The sequence below is a fragment of the Actinocorallia aurea genome, assembly GCF_054783995.1.
This window is the reverse complement of the sequence record NZ_BAAGPQ010000002.1, coordinates 751016-773219: the sequence shown is the minus strand read 5'-3', so window position 1 is coordinate 773219 and position 22204 is coordinate 751016. Positions and strand designations below refer to the sequence as shown.

The following is a 22204-nucleotide window of genomic DNA, read 5'->3' as shown; positions in this document are numbered from 1 at the left end:
GGAGTGTGGTCCCGATGGCGCGTGAGATCTTCACGGAGGAGCACGAGGCCTTCCGCGACATGGTGAAAGCCTTCATCGCGAAAGAGTGCGCCCCGTATCACGAGCAGTGGGAGAAGGACGGCATCGTCTCCCGCGAGGTCTGGCTGGCCGCCGGACGGGCGGGCCTGCTCGGCATCGACATGCCGGAGGAGTACGGGGGCGGCGGCAACGACGACTACCGCTACTACGTCGTCTTCGGCGAGGAGCTGGCCAAGGCCGGCATCCACGGCCCCGGCTGGGCCGTCCACAACGACATCAACGGCGGCTACTTCAAGCAGCTCCTCAACGAGGAGCAGAAGCAGCGCTGGCTGCCCGGCTACTGCTCCGGCGAGCTGATCTCCGCCATCGCGATGACCGAGCCCGGCGCCGGCTCCGACCTCCAGGGCATCAAGACCACCGCGGTCCGCGACGGCGACGACTACATCCTGAACGGCTCGAAGACGTTCATCTCGAACGGCATCCTCGCCGACATCGTCGTCGTGGTCGCCAAGACCGACCCGACCGCCAAGCACAAGGGCATCTCCCTGCTGATGGTCGAGCGCGGCATGCCCGGCTTCGAGCGCGGCCGCAACCTCGACAAGATCGGCATGCACGCCCAGGACACCGCCGAGCTCTCGTTCGACAACGTCCGCGTCCCGGCGAAGAACCTCCTCGGCGAGGAGGGCATGGGCTTCATCTACCTCATGCAGAACCTCGCCCGCGAACGCCTCTCCATCGGCGCCACCGCCCTGACGGCCGCCGAGGACGCCTTCGAGAAGACCCTCGAATACTGCAAGACCCGCACCGCCTTCGGAAAGCCCATCGGCTCCTTCCAGAACTCCCGCTTCGTCCTAGCGGAGATCAAGACCGAGATCACCGTCGCCCGCGCCTTCACCGACAAGTGCATCCTCGCCGACACCACCCACACCCTCACCCCCGACGAAGCCGCCATGCTCAAGTGGTGGAACACCGAGTTGTTGAAGCGCGTAGTCGACCGCTGCCTCCAACTCCACGGCGGCTACGGCTACATGACCGAATACCCCATAGCCAAGGCCTACCAGGACGTCCGCATCCAAACCATCTTCGGCGGCACCACGGAGATCATGAAGGAAATCATCGGCCGCAGCCTCGGCGTCTGATGGTTCCGGTTGTCGTGGGTCGTGCTCGTTCTCTTTGGGGTTGAACGAGCACGGCCCTCTGCCTTTGTGATTGGTGTTCAGGGGCGGGCGCACTGCGTTCGGCCTGCTTCTGCCGCCGTAGGGCGGAGTGTGGTGGGGGAGGTGCGGATGGCGGCCTGCAGGCCGCTGCGTCTCGGCTCGTTCCGGTGCCGAGGTCGGCGATTCGGGCGCTCGGCGGTGGAAGGAGATCGAGCCATGCGCTGTGGACGCTGGTGAAGGTGAGGCTCTCGTACTGCCGCGCGAGCTTCTCGGGGTCGGCTCCGTAGCCGAGAGTTCCCCGGACGATCACCGGCGGCCTCCGTCCCCGTGTCGGAGTCGCGAGGGTATCGACGTCAGGACCGGCCCGGGGCGGGCCGGTCCTGGGGGGTCAGGTGGGGGTTGGGGCCAGGGCTCGGATTGCGGCGGGGACGTTGAGGCCGGGGTAGGGGGCGAGGCCGATGATGGGGGTGGTGAGGCCGGCTTCGAGGTATTCGTGGAGGCGGGAGCGGCAGGTGGCGGGGGAGCCGCGGATGATGAGGGCGTCTATCACCTTGTCGGGGAGGGCGGAGAGGGCGGAGGCGCGGTCGCCGGCGGACCAGGCCTCGTGCATGGCTTTGAGATCGGGGGCTCGGCCGAGCCAGTCCTGGAAGGCGCGGTAGGCGGGGACGGTGAGGTAGGCGGTGAGGAGGCGGCGGGCGACGGTGCGGGCGAGGGCGGCGTCTTCGGTGGGGAGGACGCAGAGGGGGGAGAGGAGGGGCTTGGTGTGGCCGAACTCCGCGCGCACCTTGCGGACGTCCTCGGGGGAGACCCAGTTGGTGATGGCGGCGTCGGCCTCGCGGGAGGCGAGGGCGAGCATGGCGGGGCGTAGGGCGGCCAGGGCGATCGGGGGTGGGATGGAGGGGGGTTGTTCCAGGCGGAAGTCGTGGACGCCCAGGCGTTCGTCGCTCACCTTGTCACCGGTGAACGCGCGGCGCAGGAAGCGCAGGGTGTCGCGGACGCGCTGGTACGGCTCTGCGTGGGGGATGCCGTTCCAGTGCTCCACGACGGTGCGCGAGGACGTGCCGAGGCCCAGGGTGAAGCGGCCTGGGGCGAGGTCGGCGAGGGTGGCGGCCTGCTGGGCGAGCAGGGCGGGGCCTCGGGTGTGGACGGGGACGATGGCGGTGCCCAGGTGCAACCGAGGGCTCCACTGGGAGGCCAGGGCCAGCGGGGTGAAGGCGTCGGGGCCCGCGGTCTCGACCGACCACAGGCCGGTGTAGCCGAGGGTGTGGAGTTCCTCCACGAGGGAGCGGTGCCGTGACACCGGTCCGGGCGCGGTGGCCGTCGGGAGGGCGAGAGCCCAGCTCATGGCAGCCCCTCTCAGATCCGCTCGAAGGCGACGCAGGTCCAGTAGTTGTGTCCGGTGGACAAGCCGAGCACCTTGCCCCCCGAGGGGACCTCGTGCTCGATCTCGGCGAGGTTGACGAAGAGGTCGGCGGCGAAGCAGTGGCCGTTGAGCTCGGTGCGGGTGACGAACCGGCCGAGGTCGAGCCGTCCGCCCGCGGCGAGCAGGCGCAGCACGGTCGTGCCGACGTTACCGACGACGATGTGCGGGTAGTCGTCCCGCGAGCCGCCCGGACCGGGCGTGAAGAACCCCTCGGTCGCGCGCTGGATGCCGCCGACGGTGCCGCGCACCATCGCGATGGAGTTCTCGGCAGGGTCGAGGGAGTGCATGGTGTGGTCGGTGGCCTGGACGACGGGGCCGACGCGCCAGCCTTCGGCGGGTGCCTCCGCCGACACCATCGCGGAGGCGGCGGCGTCGCTCATGAGGCAGGTGCCCGCGTCGATGAGCCGGGAGCCCTCGCCCCACACGTCGGTGGTGACGATGAGGACGTCGCGGGCGTCTCCGGTGGCGATGTGGCCCCGGGCGACCCGCAGGAGCGCGCCGAAGTTGGCGCACACGTTGGCGGTGACCAGCATCAGCGGGACGGTGTCGAGGCCGATCGCCTCGGCGAACTTGTCCGGGTCGCGGCGCAGGTCCACCCGGTCGTCGATCGACTCGCACGCGTACAGGACGAGGTCGGGGAGCTTCGCGGCCCGTGCCAGCGTCTCGGCGGCGCTGCGGGCGGCGATCTCCCAGGGCGTCTCGGTGGTCCGGTAGAAGCCCGAGATCTTCTCGTTGGCGAGGCGCTCCCGCTCGGCCGCCGACGGCTCCGGTCCGTCGCCGGGCCAGACGTCCTTGTCGCCGAACGCCCAGGCGGCGGCGTGCATGTGCGCGGTGATGAGTTCGCTCATCGGATCGCCTCCGCGGTCTGCTCGCGGCCGTCGACGAGGACGGTGAAGGAGACCCCGGCGCCGAACAGGCCGCCGAGGATGGCCGTCATCGTGTGCTCGAACGCCTCTATCGCGATCGGGTCGAGCAGTTCGGCGACCGACGGCATGCCCAGGTCGAAGGCCGATTCGAAGACCACCACGGAGTCCGCGCCGGCCTGCTCCACCCGCCAGGAGCCGTGGAAGGAGTCGAGGTCGCCTTCGAGCTGCTCGAAGGCGATGGTCCGCGTGCCGGGGTCGGGGGAGTCGGCCTGCGTCCAGCGCATGATGCCCTCGTAGAAGCGGACCTCCCAGAAGGACGTCGGCCGCCCTTCGCCGTCGGTCTTCACCTCCATGCGGCGGATGACGTCGGTGTGCGTCGAGAACTCCTCGAACCTCGACACCCGGGCGAAGACGTCGTCAGGGGCGAGGCCGGGCACGAGCGTCCGGAGCATGAAGTGCTTCATACCGGGGTCCCTTCCTTGGTGTTCTGCATGAGTTCGGCGAGGCTGAGGGGCTCCGCCAGGGCGTGGCCGGTGTCCCGGACCCAGTACTCGGCCGTCGTGCGCAGGACGGCGGAGGTGTCGCCGACCCCGCCGTGCGCGTCGAGGATCGCGGCGCTGGAGGGGAACGGGACGGGGGAGGACAGGTAGGGGGCGACGTGCTCGAAGATGCCGGTGACCAGGTGCCGGAGCTTCGGGGGGATGCCGGGCAGGAACACGGGCTTGATCAGCCGCTCGTACATCTCCAGCGGGACGACCCGCGGCCGGTCGATGGGCCGGCCGATCGCCTCGCCGAGCTCGGCGAGCACGTCCACGAGCCGCTCGAAGGTGATGGCGCTCTCTCCGGCGGTGATCCAGACCTCCGCGCGGTCGGGGATCTCACCGCGCGCCGCGGCCGCGATCACCCGGGCGGCCAGGTCCTGCGGGACGAAGTCGACGAGGCTGCCGCGTTCGGCGGGGAACGCGGGGAAGAGGCCCTGGAGGATGGCGCCGCAGGTGCGGTGCAGGCCCTGGTACTCGCTGATCTCGCCGGTCAGCGCGTCTCCGGCGACGATCGAGGGACGCAGGATCGTGTACCCCGATCCCAGGGCGCGCACCTCGGCCTCCGCGGCCCGCTTCGACTCGGCGTAGGGCATCGGCCGCCCTCCGGGAGTCTCCAGGGCGTGCACGAAGGCGGTGCTCACGTAGTGGAAGGGGACGCCCGCGCGGGTGGCGAGGTCCATCAGGTTCCGGGTTCCGACGAGATTGGTCTTCGCCAGTTCCTCCACGGGGCTGTTGAGCCTGGTGTCGGCCGCGCAGTGCACGACGCCGCCGATCCGCCCGGCGAGGTCGTCGTAGTCCGCGGCGGAGAGCCCGAGGCGCTCGGCGCGCACGTCGCCGCGCACGGTCCGCGCGCCGGGCAGCGGCCGGGAGCGCACGAGCGCGATGTACTCGTCCTCGCGCAGGACGCGGCGCAGCGCCGCCCCCACGACCCCGGATCCGCCGGTCAGCAGGACGGGTCTCATTGGTCCGGTCACTTCACGGCCTCCTCGCGGGCTCGGCTCAGGTCGTCGACGATCTCGGCGGCGGGCCGGACGCGGCCGACCCGGGCGCAGGACGTGCCCGCGTACATCGCCATCTGGTCGATCCGGCCCCGGGTGCGCCGGGTGGGCGCGGCCGAGGAGAACCGGAAGACGGGATGGCGGAGGCGGCCCACGGTGGTGAAGCCGATGGGGGCATTGGAGAACCGCTCGGGGGCGTCGGTGACGGCGCTGCGCAGGACGCGGTGCCGCCGTCCGGGCCAGCCGAAGCGGAAGGCGTCGGTGACGACGGTGTCGGCCGCGTCCGCGCCGATCACGCGCCGCTGGTAGAGCGGGTGGGCGTCGGACTCCTCGGCGGCGATGAAGGCGGTCCCGCCGCACACCCCGTCGGCCCCCGCCTCCACGGCGGCCGCGATGGCTTCGGCGGTGGCGAGGCCGCCGGCCGCCAGCAGCACCGCGTCGGGACGCCGGGCGCGGACAGCGCGCAGCAGGGCGGGCAGAGGCTCGTCGCCCAGCAGTCGCCCGCCCGCACCCGCGCCTTGCAGGACGACCGCGTGCGCTCCGCCTTCCAGGGCGGCGTCCGCGTCCGCTGCGTTGCCCACCTGGACGACCAGCCGCCGTCCGGCCGCCAGGACCCTTGCGGCGAGGGCCACCGGGAACGGCCCGAAGCTGCTGATCAGGACGCGCCGGGGCGTCGTCGCCAGGATCTGCTCGACCTGCGCGTCGAGGATCCGCGCCCCGGCGGCCTCCGGCACCAGGCCGACCCCTGCGGGGCCGTCGGTCAGGTCGGTCAGCGGGGCGAGCAGCGCGTGCAGGTCGGCCCCGGTCGCCTTGTAGGCCCCGACGACCCCCAGCCCGCCCGCCTTGTCGACGGCCGCGGCCAGCCGGGGTCCGGCGACGCCGCCCATTCCGGCGAGCATGACGCCCCGGTCCAGACCGAGGCCGGTGAGATCGCGCTCTCGCGCCCGCACGGCCGCCGTCATGGGCGCGCTCCGGGGAACGCCTCGACGGCCTCGCGGGCGGCGTCCCAGTCGCCGGCGAACCGGATCTCCAGCGCGTGCAGCCAGCGTTCGACGCCGAAGGCGACGCAGGCCGTGTGCGCGGTCTCGCCCGCGACCCGCAGGTCGGCCCGCTCGCCGAAGAAGTTGCGGTGGTAGTTGACCGACGCGATCGCGACGCCGTCGGCGGTGACGAACTCCTCCTTGACGGGGAACAGCCGCTGCATCACCGCGCGGGAGCCGTCGGGGTCGAAGAAGGGGTCGGTGGCGACCTCGGTGGCCAGGCCGAGGCCCAGGTGGTCGGAGAGCTCAAGGATCAGGGTCTTGTGCCGGGCCAGGTGGTCCTGGACGTCCTCGGGCCGGCCGATCGCGACGATCTCCCGCATGGTGAAGCCGTGCAGGCGCCGCAGCCCCCGGTACTCCTTCTCCCGGCGGAAGCACTGCGCGATCGTGGTGGCCTTCGCCGTCCGGTCCAGGCGGGCGCCGCGCAGCACGGCGTACAGGTTGTAGCAGGCGGCGGACGGCAGCAGGAGTCCGGTGGCGCCGAGCCGGTCGGGGCTCAGCGAGGCGTCGGCGTCCTGGGTCGGCAGTGCGGCGAGGTCGGAGGTGTCGACGGGCGCGGCGGCCAGCGCGAGGTGCGGGAAGTTGACGAAGTAGTCGAAGCTCGCCAGGTCGGCCGCGGTGGCCAGCGGCGGGCAGAGCACCCGTTCGGCCTCCGCGCGGTCGGCCCAGCCGGTGAAGACCGCGTCGAGCGCGTCGCGGAGCCTGACGGCGGGGCCGCCGAAGGTGGCCAGTCCGTCTTGGACGCGGGTGGGCGGGAGGAGCCGGGAGAGCGCCGAGGACGAGGTCACGATGCCGCCTTTCCGGCCAGGAAGGCCGCGTTGATCTGGTTCAGGGTCCGGAAGTTGGCGACGTCGATCCGCTCGGGGTCGACGCGCTCGCCGGTGAGCTCTTCGAGCAGGAAGAGGAACTCCACGAAGCCGAGGGAGTCCAGGACGCGTCCCTCGATGAGGTCCTGGTCCCAGTCGGCCGCGTCGAAGGCGTCGTTGCGCCCGCGGAGGAAGGCGATGACGCGCTCCATGCCCGCCTCGGTGCGCTGGTCAGGCAGTGACACCCTGGCCTCCCCACGACGTGCCGAAGATGCCGGCGCCCACGAAGAACCGGTCGATCCTGGTCATCACCTTGCGGTGCACCTCGGCGCGGACGGGGTGGGCCATGGCCTGGCGGCGGACCTCCAGCGGCTGGGGGACCCCCGCGTCGCGGTAGGCGTACGGGTTGTAGAGGCTGCGGACGGAGTAGGCCATGTAGGCCTTGATGTAGGCCTCGATCTCCGAGGCCCGGTCGGCTCCGTGCCGCTCCAGGGCGTGCGCGTAGAGGTGCCCGAGGAACTGCTTGCCGAAGGCGACGTGCCTGCTTTCGTCGTGGTGGTGGACGGCGTGCAGTTCCTGGAGGATCTCCGGCAGCCTGCCGTCCTTGCCCATCCGGCTGTTGTAGTAGTCGAAGATCTCCTCGAAGATGAGGATGCGGGCGAAGACCACGACGTCCTCCCATTCCCGCTCGAACTCCGCGCGGTGATACGGAGTCGCGGTGTCGGGGTAGATGCCGCCCGCGTATCGGCCGCAGAACTCGGCGAAGAACCACATGTGCGCGTTCTCCTCGCCGATGAAGTGGTGCAGGTATTCGGAGAACGCGCCGAACCGCGGCGTGTGGATGCGGCGCGAGACCTCGATCATGAGTTCGCGGATGCCGTGCACGTGCAGGCTGAAGAAGTTGACCGTTTCCCGCCGGGCGAGCGCCTTGAGCACGTTCTCGTCGTCTACCAGGTCGGTGCCGTGGACGGTGAGGTGCTCGGGGCTCATCCACCAGGAGTCGTCGTCGAGGCGGTCGGGCCAGGCGAAACGGGTGTACGGGTTGTAGTGGTCGTGCCGGGATTTGGCGGAGAGGCGTTCGACCATCTCCGCGAAGACCGGCTCTTCCTTGACGCGCATCCTGGATTTCGGCCTTTCTCTGTCTGAGTTATGTCGTTCTGTCCGCGAAAGGCAATGCGGTGAAGGCACCGCCCCTCTTGGCGCGTCGAAAGTCTCGGTTAGGCTGGTTTTGGAGGGGTTCTGGGGAGGTTCAGGACCGGTGCTGTCACGGTCTGAACACGGGGTTTTCCGAAGGAAGAGGCGAGATGGCGCGACCTGCGCTGCGGATCGACGTGCTGGGTTCCTTGCGGGTCACCGTGGACGGGTCGGTCCGCCCGGCGCCGCCGCGCGTCGCGGACCTCCTGGCGATGCTCACGATCCGGCCCGGGGGCCAGATCTCCACCGACGCGCTGATCGACGGGCTGTGGCAGGGGACGCCGCCGCGCACCGCGGGCAAGGTGCTCCAGGGCAGGATCCACGAGCTGCGCAGGCTCCTCGGCGACTCCGACCGCATCCACCGCGGCATCAGCGGCTACACGCTGCTGGTCGAGCCGGACGAGCTCGACGCCACCCGCTTCGCCGCCCTCGTCACCGAGGCCGACGGCGCGGCCCGGCACGGCCGCGTCGCCGACCAGGGCGAGATGCTGCGGGAGGCCGAAGGGCTGTGGCGCGGCCCCGCCTACCAGGACCACACCGCCATCGACCTGATCCACGACGAGGCCATGCGCCTTGAGGAGCAGCGGCTGGAGGCGGTCGAGGCGCGCATCGACGCCGACCTCGCCCAGGGCCACCACCCTCTGGTGATCCCTGAGCTCACCGCGCTGAGCCGCCGCCACCCCGTCCGGGAGCGGTTCTGGAATCAGCTGATGCTGGCCCTGTACCGGTGCGGCAGGCAGGCCGACGCGCTCCAGACCTACCGGGACGCGCGGCGCGTCCTCATCGAGGAGTTCGGCCTCGACCCCGGCCCGGAGATGCAGGCGCTGGAACAGCGGATTCTCGCCCAGGACCCGGCCCTGGCCGCGGACGCGCCGCCCGCGCCGCGCCCGCAGACCGCACCCTCAACGCCGTCCGGCCCCGCCGCCGGGGCGCCGAACGAGCTGCCCCGCGACATCGCGCTGACCGGCCGGGACGCGGAACTGGCCGGCATCGGCGCGTCCCTCATCTCCGGAGGCTGCCCGGTCGTCGCCCTGCACGGGCCGGGCGGGACGGGCAAGTCGGCCCTCGCCGTGCACGCGGCGCACCGCGTGTCGGAGTACTTCCCCGACGGCCGCCTCTACATCAACCTGCACGCCACCACCCCGGGCGTCGCCGCCCGGGGGCCGCTGGAGGTCCTGCAGCGCCTGCTCCAGACGCTCGGCGCGGCCAACCCGCCGCAGGGCGAGGGCGAGGCGGCCGGGATGTTCCGCTCGCTCACCCACGACCGGCGCCTGCTGCTGGTCCTCGAAGACGCCGCCGACCTCGCCCAGGTCACGAGCCTGCTGCCCAACGGGCCCGGCTGCGCCGTCATCGTGACGAGCCGCCGCCCGCTCAACGGCCCCGAGATCACCAAGGCGCTGCGGATCGGGCCGCTGAGCGAGCCGGCCGCCGTCGAACTGCTCGGCCACACCATCGGCGCCGACCGCGTCGGCCGGGAGCACTCCTCGGCCCGCCGCATCGTGGAGCTGTGCGATCGGCTGCCCCTGGCGATCCGGATCGTCGGCGCGCGGCTGCTGGCCAATCCGGTGCAGCCCCTGGCGTCGTTCGCCGCCCGGCTGACCGACGAGCGGCACCGGCTCGACGAGCTGGAGGACGCCGACCTCGCCGTGCGCACGAGCATCGCGGCGGGCTACGACTACCTGCGCAGGCATCCGCGCGGCGGCGACGCGGCGACGCTGTTCGCCCACCTGGGACTGTGGTTCGGGACCGACATCACCGCCTCCACCGCCGCGGTCCTGCCCGGCTGGCCGACCGCGCGGGCGGAGCGGGCGCTGGAAAGGCTCGTGGAAGCCCAACTGCTGGACTGCCCCGCCCCCGACCGCTACACCCTCCACGACCTCGTCCGCCTCTACGCCCAGGAGCAGGCCCCGGTGGGCGAGGCCGAGCGCACGCAGGTCGTCGAACGGGTGCTGCACTACCAGCTCGGGACCGTCCGCAACGCGGTCCTCACCCTCAGCCCGGGTCTCGCGCGCCGCCTGGAGTTCGGCCCCGACGCGGCCCCGGGCGGGGCGGAGCTGACCCATTCCGGCCGCGCCTTCGCTGGCCGCAGCGCGTCCGTCACCTGGATCCGCGCCGAACGCGACAACCTCCTGGCCGCCGCACGACGCGCCTCGGAACTGCCGTCCCCGGCCAACGGGGTGACCGTCGGGCTCGCCGCGGCGCTCATGTACACCTGCGAGATGCACGGCTGGTTCACCGACCTCGAGGCGCTGGCCGAGCACGCGCGGCGGATCGCGGGCGAGGCAGGCGACCAGCGCGCCCTCGCCCTCGCGCTGACCTGCGCGGGGCACGCCGCCAACGGCCTGGGCCGGTCCAAGCAGGCGGTCGTCCGGCTGGAGGCGGCCCTGGAGCTCTGGGCGCTGATCGACGACAGGGAAGGGCAGGCGCTCACCCTTACCTACCTGGCCTACACCTATCTCACCGCGGGCGACGTCGACCGGGCCATGACGTACTGCCGCGAGAGCGTGGCCCTCTACGAGACGCTCGACGACAGGCTCGGCCACGCCCTGGCCCTGCTGTTCCTCAGCAACCAACTCCAGCAGCGCGGCCTGTACGACGAGGCGCTCACCGTGAACGCGACGGGGATGGCCCTCGTCCAGGACCTCGACGAGCCCCGCATGCGCGGCATCGCCTGCGGCATCCGCGCCGTCGTCCACGCCCGCTGCGGCCGCTTCGAGGAGGCCCTGCGCTACTTCACCGAGGCGCTGGCGCTCCTCGGGCAGAGCCAGGACCGCTACCAGGAGGCCCGCTGCTTCTGGGGAATCGGCCAGGTGCGGGAGGCCCAGGGCCGGGCGGACGAGGCGCACGCCGAACGCCTGCGGGCCCTGGACATCCTGCGGGAGCTGCGCCTGCTCGGGGCCGACGATGTGCTCCTGGTCGCCGACAAGCCAGGGGAGATCGCCCGGCTGCTGCCGGAGTTCCTGGCCACCGAGCCGTCAGACAGGCAGCTTTGAGCCTTCGACCTCGACGCGCGGCGCCTCCTTGCGGCCGGGGGCCCACCAGTTCCACTTGCCGAGCAGCGCCATCAGCGCGGGCACGAGCGCACCGCGGATGACCGTCGCGTCGATGAGGATCGTCAGGGCCGCGGCGAGGCCGAGCTCCCGCACTGCCGCGATCCGGCCCATGCACAGCACGATGAACGGGATGAACATCAGCAGCGCCGCCGCCGACACGACCGGGCCGGTGCGCCGCAGGCCCACCGCGACCGCCTCGCGGTCCGGCAGGCCGCCGTCGCGCTCCTCCTTGATGCGGTGCAGCAGGAACACGCCGTAGTCGGTGGCCAGGGCGAAGACCAGCACCCCCGCCAGGATCAGCGTGGTGACCTCGAGGTTGCCGACCCGCTCGAAGCCGAACCAGCCCCACTGGAAGACCGGGACGAGGATCCCGAACGTGGCGCAGACGCTCAGCACGTTGATGACGAACGTCTTCAGCGGCAGGATCACCGAGCCCGTCATCGCGAAGAGCAGGATCCAGCCGAGCGCGAACAGGATGCCGAGCGCCCAGGGCAGCCGCTGCTTCAGGCTGTCCAGGAGCGCGGCGAACCGCGCGGTCTCCCCGACGGCGCTCACCTCGCCGGGCGCAGGCAGGGCCGTCAGCGCCTCGACGGTGTCCCTCGCCTCGGAGGTCAGCGGCTCGTCTGCGAGCCGGACGTCGACCTTCCACAGGCCGTCGCCCAACTGCGCGGGCGGAGCCACCGACGCGACCGCGGGGACGCCGCGCAACGTCTGCGCGTACGGGGCCATCGCGGCGCCGTCGTCGGTGGCGACCAGCAGGGTGGCGGGGCTGGACGAGGCGTGCGCGAAGTCCTGCCGCAGCGCGCCGAACACCTGCGCCGAACTCGACTCCGCGGGCAGCGCGGCGGCGTCGAACCCGCCGAAGGAGACCCGGGTGAACGGCGCTCCCGCCGCCAGCAGGACGGCGGTCACGGCGAGCGCGACGAGCACGGGCCGCCGCATCACGGCGTGCGCCAGCCGGTACCAGCGGGCCCCCGTGGCCTCCCGGTTCCGGTGCCAGGCCTTCGGCGCGAGCGCGTTGACGCGGTGCCCGAGCAGCCGCAGCAGCGACGGCAGCACCAGCAGCGCGAACAGCGCCGCCGCCAGCGTCACCAGCACTCCCGCGAGACCGATCGAGAAGATGAACTTCTGCGGGAAGACCAGCAGGGACGCCATGGCCGACGCGACGAGCGCCGCGCTGAACAGGACCGTCCGGCCCGCCGTCGCCAGGGTGCGCCCGGAGGCGTCCTGCGGGCTCGCGCCGCCCGCCAGCTCCAGCCTGAACCGCGTCACCATCAGCAGGCTGAAGTCGATCGCGAGACCCATCCCGAGCGACGTCACGAGGTTCATCGCGAACACCGAGACCGAAGTGAAGGCCATCGCCGCGGCGAGGCCCGCGAACGTCACCACGATCGTGAAGACCGCGCCCAGCAGCGGCACACCCGCCGCGACGAAGCCCCGGAACACGATGAGCAGCCCGATCAGCAGCAGCGGGATCGCGAGCCCCTCGGCCTTGCCGAGGTCCTCGGTGGAGATCTCCGCGGTCTCCACGTTCGCCACGGTCGGCCCGCCGAGCAGGACCGCGTCCCGCAGCTCGGGATCGGCCTCGACGGCCTCGCGCAGCTCGGCGACGGCGTCCTTCTCCGTCACCTCGCCGACGCCCGCGACCAGATAGGTCGACCTGCCGTCCCGGGAGATGAACGACGGGTCCTTGGCGGTCGTGTAGTCGAGGACCCCGGTGACCTCCGGGCGCTCGCGCAGCAGCTCACGGACCTTGACCACGACGGGCGGAGGGGCGGCCGCGGCGTCCAGCGGAGAGTCCGACCGGACGACGACCACATAGCCCTGCTCGGGGTCGGCGCCCGTCGCCTCGCGCACCGACTCCTGCGCGGCGACGACCGGCGAGCCCGGATCGTCGTAGTCGGCGAGGGACGCGGTGAGCCGGGGGTAGACCACCCCTGCCGACGCCAGTCCCAGCAGAAGGAGCAGGGCGCCGAGCGCCAGGCCGCGACGCGGACGCCGGCGGGCCAGCCGGTCCAGGAAACCGAACACGAGGGGTCCCTCCACAGGGTCGACGCAGGGGCGGCGTACACCCTTGCCCGCGCCGGTTCAGGGCCGGTTCCCGCCGGGTTCAGGCGCGGTCCAGGCCCGGTGCAGGCGGCCTCCGCGGCCCTGGCCCTACGGCGGACGCCTTGCTTGACTACCGCAGACCCGCAGTTCCAGCCCACCCCCCGGGAGGTCCCCATGTCCACCGCGACGGCGGACTCGACGTTCCAGTCGCTCGACCCCGCCACCGGCGAGGTCGTCGCCGAACACCCGATCCACGACGAGGCCGCGGTCCAGCGGGTCGTCGCGCTGGCCGGGACCGCGGCCCGGTGGTGGGGCGGTCTCGCCCCCGCGGAGCGCCGCCGACGGCTCCTCGCCTACAAGGGCGCGCTGGTCCGTGCGATGGACCGGATCGCCGAGGTCGTGCACCGGGAGACCGGCAAGACCATCGAGGACGCGCAGACCGAGGTCGTCATGGCCGTCGGACACCTCGACTGGGCGGCCAGGAACGCCGCGAAGATCCTCGGGCCGCGCACCGTCCATCCCGGCCTGATGGCGATCAACCAGAAATGCGTCCTGGAGTACCAGCCGCTCGGCGTCGTCGGCGTGATCGGGCCGTGGAACTACCCCGTCTACACGCCGATGGGCTCCATCACGTACGCGCTCGCCGCCGGCAACGCGATCGTGTTCAAGCCGTCGGAGTACACGCCGGGCACGGGGGCGCTGCTCGCCGAGATCTTCTCCTCGGTGGTGCCCGAGCAGCCCGTCTTCCAGGTCGTCACCGGACTCGGCGCGACGGGCGCGGCGCTGTGCCGCTCGGGCGTCGACAAGATCGCCTTCACCGGGTCGCCGCCGACCGCCAAGCGGGTGATGGCCGCCTGCGCCGAGACGCTGACCCCCGTCGTCATCGAGGGAGGCGGCAAGGACGCCTTCCTCGTCGACGACGACGCCGACCTGGAGACCGCGGCCGACCAGGCGGTCTTCGGCGCGATGGCCAACGCGGGCCAGACCTGCGTCGGGGTCGAGCGCGTCTACGTGCACGAGAAGGTCTACGGGGAGTTCGTGCGCAAGGTCGTGGAGAAGGCCGCCAGGCTCACCCCCGGCTCGGGTCCGGGCGCGTCGTTCGGCCCGATCACCATGCCGGGCCAGTTGGAGATCATCGAACGGCACATCGCGGACGCCATCGCGAAGGGAGCGCGGGCCCTGGTCGGCGGCGTCGACTCGGTCAAGGCCCCCTATGCGGGCCCGGTCGTGCTCGTCGACCCGGCACCGGACTCGCTGGCCGTCCGGGAGGAGACGTTCGGGCCGACCCTCACCATCGAGAAGGTCCGCGACCTCGACGAGGGCGTCGCCAAGGCCAACGACACGCCCTACGGTCTGGCCGCCACGGTCTTCACCGGCCGCCGCGGCCTGGATCTCGCCCGCCGCCTGCACGTCGGCGCCGTCAGCATCAACTCGTTCGCCGCGTTCGCCTCCATCGGCGCGCTGCCGTTCGGCGGTGTGGGCGAGTCCGGATTCGGCCGCATCCACGGCCCCGACGGCCTCCGCGAGTTCTCCCGCGCCAAGTCCATCACCCGCCAGCGCTTCGCCCTGCCGCTGAAACTCCTGTCCTTCGACCGCACCCCCGCCGACTTCGCCCGGTCCCTGAGCCTGGTCCGGCTCCTGCACGGCCGCCACTGAGGCCGTCTCGGGCGCGGAAACGACGAAAGGCCTGGCGCGAGGTACGCGCCAGGCCTTCGTTCTTTTGTAGCGGGGACAGGATTTGAACCTGCGACCTCTGGGTTATGAGCCCAGCGAGCTACCGAGCTGCTCCACCCCGCGTCGGTAATCACTACTCTACCGGTGATCTGACGCGCTTCGGACCAGTCGGGGCCGCGGCGTCAGTAGCGGCGGCGCCAGCGGTCGCCGCCCTCGGGCTGACCGGGCGAGTCGTTGAAGTAGAACGCCACGATCAGGATGGGCAGCAGGATGACCGGTATGGCGAGGAAAGCGGCCTGGGAGAGGATCGAGCCCGACACGATGTCCTTCTCTCGTAGGTCGAGGGCGGATTGACTGGCTTCGTTCTTATTGTGTGGGACCGGAAAGCGTGGCCCGTGTCACGCTCGGCCCCGCCCGCGGGGGAGGGGCGGCCGGCTCGCGCGCCGGAGATCCGCGGTGACCTGGCCAGTCTCCGAGCGGGGACGGCAGACCGTCCCGGCGAACGCCGGGCAGGGGCTCTGAGCGGTGTAACGAAGACCACGCGCCTCGTTCGCGCCCGTGCCGTCCTGAGGGGCTTGTGCGGGCGTCTTGACCGTCCGGGCGGTGAGGATCTCGCGAAGCCTTGCGTTGCCCGGAAGCACCGATGGCGTCGGACGGGTAGGTCGAAGGAATGGAAGGTGCGGAGAGGATCAGCCTTCCGGGGCGGGTCGCCGCGCCGGACGAGGGGATCGGCGCCGACGAGCTGGCTCTGGCGGCGCGCAACCACGGCATGCCGCTTGAGGCGCTCCGCTACGACGTCACCCCAGTGGGCCTGCACTACCTGCTGACCCACTACGACATCCCTTTCGGCGCCGCCGAGGAATGGCGCCTGGAGGTCGACGGGGCCCGCGGGCCCGTGCGATTCGACCTGGAGACGCTGCGGGGCTTTCCGGCGGAGACCGTCCGGGTGACGATGGAGTGCGCGGGGAACGGCAGGGCGCGGCTGCTTCCCCGGCCGGTCAGCCAGCCGTGGCTGGTCGAGGCGGTCGGGACGGCCGACTGGACGGGGGTGCCCCTGCGGCTCGTCCTGGACGCGGCAGGCCTGGACGACACGGCGGCGGAACTCGTCTTCAGCGGCGCGGACCACGGCCTGGAACGCGGCGTGGAGCAGGACTACGAACGGAGTCTCCCTTTCGCGGAGGCCACCCGCCCGGAAGTCCTCCTGGCCTACGCGATGAACGGCGTGCCCCTGCCTCCCCAGCACGGCGGCCCGCTCCGCCTCGTCGTCCCCGGCTGGTACGGCATGGCCCACGTGAAATGGCTACGCCGCATCCGAGCCATCGCGGGTCCCTTCGACGGCTTCCAGCAGACCACCGCCTACCGCCTACGCCAGGAGGCGGACGAGGAAGGCGTCCCCGTCACGAGGATCCAGCCCCGCGCGCTCCTGGAACCCCCCGGCTTCCCCGACTTCATGTCCCGCACCCGCATCGTCCGCCCCGGCCCGATGACGCTCCGCGGCCGCGCCTGGTCGGGCCGCTCCGCTGTGGTGGGCGTCGAGGTCAGCACCGACGACGGCGTCGTATGGCACCCCGCCGCCCTCACCCCCGCCGACCCCGCCCACCCCTGGGCCTGGCGCTCCTGGACCTTCCCCTGGACGGCCGCTCCAGGCGACCACGTCATCGCCGTGCGCGCGTCCGACTTCGACGGCCCCCAGCCGTCGGCCCCACCCTGGAACCTCGGCGGCTTCGCCAACAACGCCCCCCACCGCGTGCCTGTGGTGTGCGCGCCGCCTGGATGAGCCGGTACCGCGTGAGGTCGGGCTAGACGGCGCTGAGGGCGGCCGCGCCGAAGGACACGTAGAAGCGGTCGCACCAGATGCTGACGCTGGGATAGGCCGACCAGTCGACGTCCGCGGGGATCGGGTAGTTCTGGTCGCCCCGGTTGCCTTTCAGCTCGGACAGGTCCACGTGCTTGCCGTCGTCGAAGACGCCCCAGCCGGCCGTGCCCTTTTTCACCGGCGCGTCGCTGAGCCAGACGTGCAGGTCCGGCCCGTTGCTCGTCTCCAGCCCCTCAAGACGCAACGTGTACGTGCCGTCCGCGAGCCGGATGACTTTCGCCTCGCCCTGGGTGGCGTGCTCGTGGCTGATGAACGACCCCTCCGCGACGGTGACCGGCCCGGCCGCCGCGGTGGGCCCGGGCGTCGAGGTGGGCGCGGTGGAGGGGACCGTCTCCCGCACCGTCTCGTCGACCCAGAGTTTCCAGGGCTCGAACACCAGCAGACCGCCCACCACCAGCACCGCCCCGACAACGGCGACCGGTATCAGCACTTTCCCTCTGCGAAGTCCCAACAGGCGTCCCTTCCACGAGGATCCGATGCTCCCGGCCATTCAACGCGACGGAGAGCCGTCCCCGAAGCCTTCCCGAAAGCCGGTCGCGCGGACAAGGGAAGTGGACGGCGACCGTCCCGCGCTACCGCCGGCAAGACGACGCGGCGATCCTTCAAGCAAAGGGCGACGCGGTGAGGCCGATCCGGATCAGGGTGCTGGTCCGGGCCGCGTCCGCGAGGGCGGCGGGGTCGTAGGTGCCGTCCGGGTTCCGGCGGAGGCCGTGGTACTTGGCGTCCCGGGGCGTGCGGTGAAGGAACGCTTCAAGGGAGGCGACGGCGTCGGCCGGTTCCAGGGCGACGGGCTCGGCCGTGCCGTGGAACGTGCGCCCCGCCAGGACGACGGTGACCGGAGCGCCCCCGCGGAGGTTCTTCCACCAGGCGCTGTCGGTGTAGCAGATGAGGGTGTCTCCGTCGCGGACATAGCTGACGGCGACGGTGTAGGGCGTGCCCGTCTTGCGGCCGGTGTAGGTGAGCAGCATCGTGTTGCGGCTCAGCAGGCGGTGGGCGGGGGAGCGCAGGAGCGCCCGGACGAGGGTGTTGACGTAGCGCGGGACCGTGGCGTTGGTCATCTGCCCGACTCCTTGTTCAACATGTGTGCAGTAAGTGAAGCGCACTACTGCACACGCGTCAACTAAGCTGGGTTCGTGGGTGAACGACGACGGCTGGCCCCCGCGGACCGGCGTGCGCAACTCCTGGCCATCGGCGCGGAGATGTTCGCCGAGCTGCCGTACGAGGCGGTTCTCATGGAGGGCGTCGCGGAGCGGGCAGGGGTCTCGCGCGCACTGATGTACCGCTATTTCCCCAGCAAGCGGGACTTCTTCGCGGAGATCTTCCAACGGGACAGCGACGGCCTCCTCGCCGCGTCCGAACCCGACCCCGACCTGTCGCCGGAGGAGCAGATAGCGCAGGCGCTCGACGCCCACATCGACTACTTCGTCCGCAACCGGCACGCGGCCCTCGCCGTCAACCGAGGACCGCTGTCCGGGGACCCCCTGATCCAGCAGATCATCTCCGGCGAACTCGCCGAGATACGCCGGCGCATGCTCGACGCGGCGGGCCTGGAGGGCCGCCCCCGCGCCTCGGCGGCGACGGCGCTGCACGGCTGGCTCATGTTCGTCCGCGGCGCCTGCACCGAATGGGCCGAGACCCAGGGCGTCTCCCGCGCCGAACTCCACGCCATGTGCCTCCGCACCCTCTCCGCCGCCCTGACCCCCGACGAGCCGAGGTGAGCTGCTCAGGCCGCGAGGCGTCCCGCCGCGATGAAGACCGCGATCAGCAGGTAGCCGGAGTTCAGCAGCACGAGCCTGGGCTGGCCGAGCCGCCCGTGGGTGACCATCGCGCCGACCATCAGCGCGATCCAGCAGAGCGCGGTCACCGGCACCATGACGGGGGCGACGTCGAGCGCTTCGGGCAGGATGAGGCCGGCCGCCGCGAGGAGTTCGAGGACGCCGAGGGTCCTGACGAACCCGGCGCCGGCGTCGCGGGTCCACTCGCCGCCGTGCTGCGCGGCGAGCCTCTCCTTGGGAATGAAGGTCTTGGTGATGCCGCCGGCGAGGGCGACCAGGGCGAGCAGCCCGGCGGCGATCCACAGTGCGAGGTCCATGAGGTGCTCCTGATCCGGGACGGGGCTAAGCCGGGGAGAGGGAAGAGCCGGGGAGCGGCGTGGAGTCGAGGTACCGGACCTCGTAGACGTGCTCGCCGTGCGGCCACCGCATCGCGCCGTCCGGGCGGGGAGATCGCCGCCCGCTACACCACCCCACCCGGCATCGCCTTCCTCCCCCTCCCCGACGCCCCGCCCCTCGAATGGGCCCTGACCTGGCGTTCCGACACCGACACCCCGGCTCTGCGCGCCCTCGCCGAAACCGCCGCGGCCCTCGGCCCCATCGCCCTGTGAACCGGTGCCGATCGCGGCGACGAGAGGGGGCGGCCCGCCGTCGCGCGTCGGGCCGCTCTCGGCCGGATGCCAGGCAAGCCCCCTTCCTGCGGGGCGGGAGCTGCCGGGCGGTTCCCGGTAGCGTTCCGGCGAAAAGGGACGCGGGAGGGGTGATCGGAGTGCCGGGGACATCGGCGGTCGGGCACGAGGGCGTACTGACGATCGGGACCCGCGGCGCCGCAGGGCCGGGCGAGGTCCTGTTGAAGATCCGCGGTGGAACCGAGACGTTCCTCGCGTGGTCGGAGGAGCCGCTGCCGACCGGGACGAAAGTTCTGGTGTTCAATTCGCGCGGGGGCAGAACCGTTGACGTCATGGAATGGTCTGACCCATTGGACGGACTCTGACCCGTCCGAGCGGTTCACCCCTCTTGAGTCTCGGGCTGCCCCGAGGAAGGACGTCTGAATGTTCGGTTGGCGAGTCCCCCTGCCCGACGAGGCCATGCTCATCTCGGGCGGCAAGACCTCGGAGAAGTACGGCGCCCCCTTCCGCGTGATCATCGGGCACGGGGCCTTCGTGGTCCCGGTGTTCCGCAAGGTCGAGTTCCTGTCGCTGTCGATGCACGAGGCGGAGGTCGCCGACACGTGCGTGACCCGCCAGGGCATCTCGCTGAAGGTCAAGGCGATCATCGCCTTCAAGGTCGGCAACGACCTGGAGAGCATCGTCAACGCCGGCCAGCGCTTCCTGTCCGACCAGGCGCAGATGGCGGTGCTCACCGGCCGGATCTTCTCCGGCCACCTGCGGGCGATCGTCGGCTCGATGACCGTCGAGGAGATCGTCACCGAGCGGCAGAAGCTCGCGATCGCCGTCCTCGACACGGCCACCCCCGAGATGGCGAAGATCGGGCTGGTGATCGACTCGCTCCAGATCCAGTCGATCGACGACATGGGCGCGGGCTACATCGACGCGATGGCCGCCCCGCACGTCGCGGCGATCCAGCGGCAGGCCGAGATCGCCCAGGCGCAGGCCGCGCAGCAGTCGGCCGAGGCCGCCCAGGAGTCCGAGCGCAACCAGGCCGAGTACGCGCGGCAGACCGCGATCGTCAAGGCCCAGTACAAGGCCGAGGTGGACCGGGCCCAGGCCGAGTCCGCCCAGGCCGGCCCGCTGGCGCAGGCCAACGCCCAGCAAGAGGTCCTGATGGCCCAGACCGAACTGGCCCAGCGCGCCGCCGAACTCCGCCAGCAGGAACTCGTGAGCGAGATCGTCCGCCCCGCCGAGGCCGACGCCGAACGCATCCGCATCCTCGCCGAGGCCGAGGCCGAGCGCATGCGCATCCAGGCCGCCGCCGCGGCCTCCTACGACCGCGTCTCCCTCGACCGCATGCTCATCGAACAACTCCCCCTCATCGTCGAAAAGGCCGCCGCAGGCCTCGACGGCGCCAACGTCAACATCCTCAACGGCGCCGACGGCCTGAGCGAGGTCGCCGCCGGCCTGGTCGGCCAGGGCCTCGCCATCCTGGACACCGTCAAGAAGAACATCGACAAGGACGACAAGCCCCAACTCCCCGCCTGACCTGCGCCCTCCCCGTCCTGCGGGGGCCGAACCGATCCGCCTCCGAGGCTCCCGGCATCCTCCGCAGCCCCCGCGCTAGGAGGCGGCTCGGAGGGGGGACAAGGTGACGTACCAGGCGATGACTTCGCAGGACAGGAGGGTGAGCAAGAGGACGGACATGGCGGCGTGGAGCGGGAGGCGCAAGCGGTCGGTGTCCAGAGCGGCGCGGGCGGGCTTCTTCGGATCGAAGATCACCACGACCTCGTCCGGGACGCGCGCCGCACCGTGCTTGCCCGCCCCGTCCTCCTCGCCGGGCGCGGGGGCGTCGCCCCGCTGCAGCGTCAGGGTCTCGCCGCTCGGAACGGGGTAGCCGATCTTCGTCCAGTAGCCGTATAAGCGACGGTCCCCATCCGCCTGAAGGGTCTTCCCGCGCTCCTGAACGGAGCCCCGCGCCTTCACGCCCCGCGTCAGCAGCACGACCCGGTCGTGAAGCCTGACCGTCCACAGCACCGCATACTGCAGGGTGGGCATGGTCGCGAACGTCAGGAACGCCGCCATCACCACGGCCACGGTCACCGACACGCCAGCTCCCTCCACACCCGGCGAGAGCGCCCCCTCGCCTCCGGCCCGGAACCTACAACCGGCCACCCCACACCCCCCAGTGACCCAGGTCCCCCTCCACCCCGAAAGCACCCGGGACACCCCTTCCGCGCCGCCCACGACGCCTTCAACGGCCTCGATCCAGAGAGTTGGGTGGATGACGTGGGGGAGTCGGAGGCGGGCGTGGGATCCCGGCCGTCAGGCCGCGGCCGAGCGCCGCTGAGGAAGGTGAGTGTGGGGACGGAACTGCGTGACCGGGGCGGCGGCGCGGCCGGGGAAGGTGCGCTGAAGTGCTTGGACGAGTGCGACCGGGGTGGGCGCCTCGACGAGTCCGGTTTCGGTGAGGGCCCAGAAGCTCCGGGTGGCGTTGCCGAACCAGAAAGTGGTGGCGGGGAACCGCAGGCGGAGAAAGGCCAGGGCTTCGATGACGCTGGGCGTGTGCGCGAGGCGGTTCACGGGCGGCCCGCCTCGAACCAAGCCCGCCGGACGGCTTCGGCGCGGACGAGCCCCTCAGCGAGCGCGTCGTAGGCGTGGCACAGCACGTGCAACTCCTCGACGGTCCGCGCCTCGGCGTGGTCCTGGACGCCGGCCATCCGCTGGTAGAGCGTGAAAGTCCGCCGCGACCCGGCCAGGAGGAGCCCTCCCTCCAGCGCGACGTCCCATCCGGCCAGGTCGAGCATCGCGACCTCCGCGACGTCAGGCGCGACCGGCCCACGAGCCCGCCGGATCTGCTCGTCCAGCGCCTCCCGCAGCTCACCGGGCGCCCTCCGGATCACCGTCGGATCGAACCCGGGACGCCGATCGCACCGGGTCGCCACCCAGTCGCTCCCCACCCGCCCATCCCGCGTCCGCGACCGAAAGAACCACCACCCGGGGTACTCCTCCCGCAACTGCCCGAGTGCTTCGTCGTCTCGCAGCGTCGTCACCTTCGCCCCCTCAGCGCATCGATTCGGATTTCACTTTCCGTAGGACATGGATAACTCAACGAACCTAGAATT

Annotated in this window: 22 protein-coding genes and 1 tRNA gene; 6 read left to right on the top strand and 17 right to left on the bottom strand. The window is 71.7% G+C overall.

The genetic code is table 11. The features are described 5' to 3' along the window. Window positions 1-14 precede the first annotated feature (14 nt). A complete protein-coding gene (locus ACYVOM_RS03740; RefSeq protein WP_460301774.1) occupies window positions 15-1157 on the top strand; it encodes an acyl-CoA dehydrogenase family protein in 1143 nt (380 codons plus the stop codon). A gap of 406 nt (window positions 1158-1563) precedes the next feature. Here ACYVOM_RS03740 and ACYVOM_RS03735 read toward each other — a convergent pair whose 3' ends face one another. The 8 genes from ACYVOM_RS03735 to ACYVOM_RS03700 are packed head-to-tail and all read right to left on the bottom strand — an operon-like array spanning window position 1564 to window position 7969. Next, on the bottom strand, window positions 1564-2520 hold the full coding sequence (locus ACYVOM_RS03735) for an LLM class F420-dependent oxidoreductase (RefSeq protein WP_460301773.1): 957 nt from the start codon (window positions 2518-2520) through the stop codon (window positions 1564-1566). Window positions 2521-2531: 11 nt separating this feature from the next. Further along, window positions 2532-3446, bottom strand: a complete 915-nt coding sequence (locus ACYVOM_RS03730; RefSeq protein ID WP_460301772.1) for a beta-ketoacyl-[acyl-carrier-protein] synthase family protein — start codon at window positions 3444-3446, stop codon at window positions 2532-2534. Next, window positions 3443-3928 (bottom strand): SRPBCC family protein, encoded by a 486-nt coding sequence (locus ACYVOM_RS03725; RefSeq protein ID WP_460301771.1) that lies wholly within the window; start codon window positions 3926-3928, stop codon window positions 3443-3445. The genes ACYVOM_RS03730 and ACYVOM_RS03725 overlap by 4 nt, the downstream gene beginning before the upstream one ends. After that, complete coding sequence (locus tag ACYVOM_RS03720) at window positions 3925-4980, bottom strand: SDR family oxidoreductase (protein WP_460301770.1); 1056 nt, start codon at window positions 4978-4980, stop codon at window positions 3925-3927. The genes ACYVOM_RS03725 and ACYVOM_RS03720 overlap by 4 nt, the downstream gene beginning before the upstream one ends. Further along, a complete protein-coding gene (locus ACYVOM_RS03715; protein WP_460301769.1) occupies window positions 4977-5966 on the bottom strand; it encodes an NAD(P)H-dependent flavin oxidoreductase in 990 nt (329 codons plus the stop codon). Before ACYVOM_RS03715 ends, ACYVOM_RS03720 begins: the two co-directional genes overlap by 4 nt. After that, a complete protein-coding gene (locus ACYVOM_RS03710; protein ID WP_460301768.1) occupies window positions 5963-6832 on the bottom strand; it encodes an aminoacyl--tRNA ligase-related protein in 870 nt (289 codons plus the stop codon). The genes ACYVOM_RS03715 and ACYVOM_RS03710 overlap by 4 nt, the downstream gene beginning before the upstream one ends. Beyond that, on the bottom strand, window positions 6829-7095 hold the full coding sequence (locus tag ACYVOM_RS03705; protein WP_460301767.1) for a hypothetical protein: 267 nt from the start codon (window positions 7093-7095) through the stop codon (window positions 6829-6831). The genes ACYVOM_RS03710 and ACYVOM_RS03705 overlap by 4 nt, the downstream gene beginning before the upstream one ends. Continuing rightward, window positions 7082-7969, bottom strand: a complete 888-nt coding sequence (locus tag ACYVOM_RS03700) for a diiron oxygenase (RefSeq protein ID WP_460301766.1) — start codon at window positions 7967-7969, stop codon at window positions 7082-7084. The genes ACYVOM_RS03705 and ACYVOM_RS03700 overlap by 14 nt, the downstream gene beginning before the upstream one ends. 185 nt (window positions 7970-8154) lie before the next feature. Here ACYVOM_RS03700 and ACYVOM_RS03695 point away from each other — a divergent pair, with 185 nt between their 5' ends. Further along, the gene (locus ACYVOM_RS03695) at window positions 8155-11037 is read left to right on the top strand and encodes an AfsR/SARP family transcriptional regulator (RefSeq protein WP_460301765.1); all 2883 of its coding nucleotides are present in this window, start codon (window positions 8155-8157) and stop codon (window positions 11035-11037) included. Here the strand turns inward: ACYVOM_RS03695 and ACYVOM_RS03690 are convergent. Continuing rightward, a complete protein-coding gene (locus tag ACYVOM_RS03690) occupies window positions 11020-13128 on the bottom strand; it encodes an MMPL family transporter (RefSeq protein ID WP_460301764.1) in 2109 nt (702 codons plus the stop codon). The genes ACYVOM_RS03695 and ACYVOM_RS03690 overlap by 18 nt on opposite strands. A gap of 192 nt (window positions 13129-13320) precedes the next feature. Between ACYVOM_RS03690 and ACYVOM_RS03685 the strand changes: the two genes are divergently transcribed. Continuing rightward, window positions 13321-14802, top strand: coding sequence for an aldehyde dehydrogenase family protein (locus tag ACYVOM_RS03685; RefSeq protein ID WP_460301763.1), 1482 nt, complete (start codon window positions 13321-13323; stop codon window positions 14800-14802). A 67-nt stretch (window positions 14803-14869) separates the two neighbouring features. Here the strand turns inward: ACYVOM_RS03685 and ACYVOM_RS03680 are convergent. Together ACYVOM_RS03680 and ACYVOM_RS03675 are read right to left on the bottom strand one after the other, a co-directional pair. Next, window positions 14870-14943, bottom strand: a tRNA-Met gene (locus ACYVOM_RS03680). Window positions 14944-15002: 59 nt separating this feature from the next. Continuing rightward, complete coding sequence (locus tag ACYVOM_RS03675) at window positions 15003-15140, bottom strand: hypothetical protein (RefSeq protein ID WP_460301762.1); 138 nt, start codon at window positions 15138-15140, stop codon at window positions 15003-15005. A 350-nt stretch (window positions 15141-15490) separates the two neighbouring features. Between ACYVOM_RS03675 and ACYVOM_RS03670 the strand changes: the two genes are divergently transcribed. Continuing rightward, on the top strand, window positions 15491-16597 hold the full coding sequence (locus ACYVOM_RS03670) for a sulfite oxidase (protein WP_460301761.1): 1107 nt from the start codon (window positions 15491-15493) through the stop codon (window positions 16595-16597). 22 nt (window positions 16598-16619) lie between these two features. Here the strand turns inward: ACYVOM_RS03670 and ACYVOM_RS03665 are convergent, their stop codons facing one another. Beyond that, entirely contained in the window at window positions 16620-17126 is a 507-nt protein-coding gene (locus tag ACYVOM_RS03665) for a DM13 domain-containing protein (RefSeq protein WP_460301760.1), read from the bottom strand. Between the two features lie 172 nt (window positions 17127-17298). Next, entirely contained in the window at window positions 17299-17754 is a 456-nt protein-coding gene (locus tag ACYVOM_RS03660) for a nitroreductase/quinone reductase family protein (protein WP_460301759.1), read from the bottom strand. 75 nt (window positions 17755-17829) lie between these two features. On the opposite strand from ACYVOM_RS03660, the gene ACYVOM_RS03655 reads away from it, so the two are divergent. Then, window positions 17830-18414: a TetR/AcrR family transcriptional regulator gene (locus tag ACYVOM_RS03655; RefSeq protein ID WP_460301758.1), complete on the top strand. Its 585-nt coding sequence runs from the start codon at window positions 17830-17832 to the stop codon at window positions 18412-18414. 5 nt (window positions 18415-18419) lie between these two features. Here the strand turns inward: ACYVOM_RS03655 and ACYVOM_RS03650 are convergent, their stop codons facing one another. Beyond that, window positions 18420-18788 carry a DoxX family protein gene (locus ACYVOM_RS03650; protein WP_460301757.1) on the bottom strand — a complete coding sequence of 123 codons (369 nt, stop codon included), beginning with the start codon at window positions 18786-18788 and terminating at the stop codon, window positions 18420-18422. Between the two features lie 732 nt (window positions 18789-19520). Here ACYVOM_RS03650 and ACYVOM_RS03645 point away from each other — a divergent pair. After that, window positions 19521-20627, top strand: coding sequence for an SPFH domain-containing protein (locus ACYVOM_RS03645; RefSeq protein WP_460301756.1), 1107 nt, complete (start codon window positions 19521-19523; stop codon window positions 20625-20627). Between the two features lie 75 nt (window positions 20628-20702). Here ACYVOM_RS03645 and ACYVOM_RS03640 read toward each other — a convergent pair whose 3' ends face one another. From ACYVOM_RS03640 to ACYVOM_RS03630, 3 genes are all read right to left on the bottom strand, one after another. Then, window positions 20703-21188: a hypothetical protein gene (locus ACYVOM_RS03640; RefSeq protein WP_460301755.1), complete on the bottom strand. Its 486-nt coding sequence runs from the start codon at window positions 21186-21188 to the stop codon at window positions 20703-20705. A gap of 216 nt (window positions 21189-21404) precedes the next feature. Further along, entirely contained in the window at window positions 21405-21662 is a 258-nt protein-coding gene (locus ACYVOM_RS03635; protein WP_460301754.1) for a hypothetical protein, read from the bottom strand. Then, window positions 21659-22132, bottom strand: coding sequence for a hypothetical protein (locus ACYVOM_RS03630; protein WP_460301753.1), 474 nt, complete (start codon window positions 22130-22132; stop codon window positions 21659-21661). The genes ACYVOM_RS03635 and ACYVOM_RS03630 overlap by 4 nt, the downstream gene beginning before the upstream one ends. Window positions 22133-22204 lie beyond the last annotated feature (72 nt).

Coding starts and splice junctions, on each gene's coding strand:
- ACYVOM_RS03740 (WP_460301774.1), top strand. CDS start 15: ATGGCGCGTGAGATCTTCACGGAGGAGCACGAGGCCTTCCGCGACATG.
- ACYVOM_RS03735 (WP_460301773.1), bottom strand. CDS start 2,520: ATGAGCTGGGCTCTCGCCCTCCCGACGGCCACCGCGCCCGGACCGGTG.
- ACYVOM_RS03730 (WP_460301772.1), bottom strand. CDS start 3,446: ATGAGCGAACTCATCACCGCGCACATGCACGCCGCCGCCTGGGCGTTC.
- ACYVOM_RS03725 (WP_460301771.1), bottom strand. CDS start 3,928: ATGAAGCACTTCATGCTCCGGACGCTCGTGCCCGGCCTCGCCCCTGAC.
- ACYVOM_RS03715 (WP_460301769.1), bottom strand. CDS start 5,966: ATGACGGCGGCCGTGCGGGCGCGAGAGCGCGATCTCACCGGCCTCGGT.
- ACYVOM_RS03700 (WP_460301766.1), bottom strand. CDS start 7,969: ATGCGCGTCAAGGAAGAGCCGGTCTTCGCGGAGATGGTCGAACGCCTC.
- ACYVOM_RS03695 (WP_460301765.1), top strand. CDS start 8,155: ATGGCGCGACCTGCGCTGCGGATCGACGTGCTGGGTTCCTTGCGGGTC.
- ACYVOM_RS03685 (WP_460301763.1), top strand. CDS start 13,321: ATGTCCACCGCGACGGCGGACTCGACGTTCCAGTCGCTCGACCCCGCC.
- ACYVOM_RS03670 (WP_460301761.1), top strand. CDS start 15,491: ATGGAAGGTGCGGAGAGGATCAGCCTTCCGGGGCGGGTCGCCGCGCCG.
- ACYVOM_RS03660 (WP_460301759.1), bottom strand. CDS start 17,754: ATGACCAACGCCACGGTCCCGCGCTACGTCAACACCCTCGTCCGGGCG.
- ACYVOM_RS03650 (WP_460301757.1), bottom strand. CDS start 18,788: ATGGACCTCGCACTGTGGATCGCCGCCGGGCTGCTCGCCCTGGTCGCC.
- ACYVOM_RS03645 (WP_460301756.1), top strand. CDS start 19,521: ATGTTCGGTTGGCGAGTCCCCCTGCCCGACGAGGCCATGCTCATCTCG.